We start from the raw sequence: 2,130 nt of genomic DNA, 5'->3' as shown, positions 1-2,130 counted from the left end.
TGTCGGCGATGGTTGAAAACGAGGCCATAGTGACGGGCGAAAGCGAGGCCACCCAGACAGATTGGGTGGGTGATCTCGGTGGAAGACTGGGCATTGATTCGGCGGCTCGTCGCGGATGGAGTTCCGCAGCGACAGGTCGCGAGGCAACTGGGTATCGGCAGGTCGACGGTCGATAGAGCATTGGCGTCGGATCGGCCGCCGAGGTATGAGCGGCCGCCGCAGGAGACGTCGTTCACTCCGTTCGACGCGCGAGTCAGAGCGCTGCTTGCGGAGCATCCGGAGATGCCGGCGACGGTGATCGCGGAGCGGGTCGAGTGGGCGGGGTCGATCACCTGGTTCCGGGAGAACGTGCGCCGGCTCAGGCCGGAGCATCGCCCGGTCGACCCAGCCGACCGGTTGAGTTGGGCGGCGGGTGATGCGGCGCAATGCGATCTCTGGTTCCCGCCGGCGAAGATCCCGCTCGAGGACGGCACGAGCGTGCTGCTGCCAGTACTCGTGATCGTCGCCGCGCACTCACGCTTCGTCACGGCGAAGATGATCCCGACGCGCAAGACGGAGGACCTGCTGCTCGGGTCGTGGGAACTGATCCGGCAACTCAAGCGCGTTCCGCGTCGGCTGATCTGGGACAACGAACCCGGCATCGGCCAGAAGGGCCGGCTCGCGCAAGGTGTCGCCGCGTTCGCTGGAACCCTCGCCACCAAGGTCGTTCAGCTGCGCCCCTACGACCCGGAGTCGAAGGGCATCGTCGAGCGCCGCAACGGCTGGTTCGAGACCTCGTTCATGCCCGGCCGCACGTTCGTGTCACCGGCGGACTTCAACACCCAACTCGCCGACTGGCTCGAGAGAGCGAACAGCAGAGTCGTGCGGACGATCAAGGCCCGCCCGGTTGACCTGATCGACCACGACCGGTCGCGGATGCTGCCGCTACCCCCGATTCCCTTGCAGCTCGGTTGGCGAGAGCGCGTGAGGCTGGGACGCGACTACTACGTCCGCCTCGACACGTCCGACTACTCCGTCGACCCGCAAGCCATCGGGCGGCTCGTCGACGTCACCGCCGATCTCGACCGTGTTCGGGTCCGGCTCGATGGGCGGATCGTTGCTGACCACGCCCGCGTCTGGGCGCGCGGGAGCACGATCACCGACCCGACGCATGTCGAGACCGCGAGAGGGTTGCGGCAGCAGTTCCAGCAGCCGCGACCGGCCGTCGTCAGCGACGACCTCACCAGAGATCTCGCAGACTACGACCGGGCGTTCGGGATCGAAGGAGTCGCCTGATGGCCGGCAAGCAGACCGAGTCGGTCAAGCAGATCACCTATCTCGCCGGCGCGCTGAAAGCTCCCCGGATCACAGAAGCAGCCAGCCGGATGGCTGACCAGGCGAGGGATGCGGGCTGGTCGTTCGAGGATTACCTCGCCGCCGTGCTCGAACGCGAGGTCTCAGCCCGGAACGCCTCGGGCGCGGAACTGCGGATCAAAGCGGCCGGGTTCCCCGCGCGCAAGACGCTCGAGGATTTCGATTGGGACGCGCAACCGGCGACCCGGCAGCAGATCGCCGCCCTCGCCTCCGGCGGGTTCCTCCTCGAGGCGCAAAACGTGGTGCTGCTCGGCCCGCCCGGCACCGGGAAGACGCATCTCGCGACAGCGCTCGGGATCATCGCCGCACGGCACGGTCACCGGGTGCTGTTCGCGACGGCGACGGACTGGGTCACCCGCCTCACCGACGCGCACCGGCAAGGGAACCTACCTCGCGAACTCGCTCGGCTCCGACGTTACGGGCTGATCATCGTCGATGAGGTCGGCTACCTCCCGTTCGAGCAAGACGCCGCGAACCTGTTCTTCCAACTCGTCTCGAGCCGCTACGAACACGCGTCACTGATCCTCACCAGCAACCTGCCGTTCTCCGGCTGGGGTGGGGTGTTCGGCGACCAGGCCGTCGCCGCCGCAATGATCGACCGGATCGTGCACCACGCCGACGTCCTCACGCTGAAAGGCGCCAGCTACCGGCTCCGCGGGCGCGGCATCGACAGCCTTCCGAGCATCAGAACCCAGGATCCGGCAGACTGATCGAACGACAACCAGGTGGCCTCGTTTTCACACGTCGCAATGGCCTACTTTTCGAACGTCGTCGACA

2 protein-coding genes are annotated in these 2,130 nt (G+C 66.9%); both read left to right on the top strand.

Features of this window, described 5'->3' with window-relative positions; genetic code table 11:
• Positions 1-69 precede the first annotated feature (69 nt).
• Positions 70-1,275, top strand: a complete 1,206-nt coding sequence (gene istA, locus ACTJI8_RS20395) for an IS21 family transposase (protein WP_440735264.1) — start codon at positions 70-72, stop codon at positions 1,273-1,275.
• Positions 1,275-2,063 (top strand): IS21-like element helper ATPase IstB, encoded by a 789-nt coding sequence (istB, locus tag ACTJI8_RS20390; protein ID WP_440735263.1) that lies wholly within the window; start codon positions 1,275-1,277, stop codon positions 2,061-2,063. Before istA ends, istB begins: the two co-directional genes overlap by 1 nt.
• Positions 2,064-2,130 lie beyond the last annotated feature (67 nt).

This window comes from Microbacterium sp. 22303 (genome assembly GCF_052045265.1).
GTDB lineage: Bacteria > Actinomycetota > Actinomycetes > Actinomycetales > Microbacteriaceae > Microbacterium.
The sequence above is the reverse complement of the archived record's forward strand: the minus strand, read 5'-3'. Positions and strand labels throughout refer to the sequence as shown.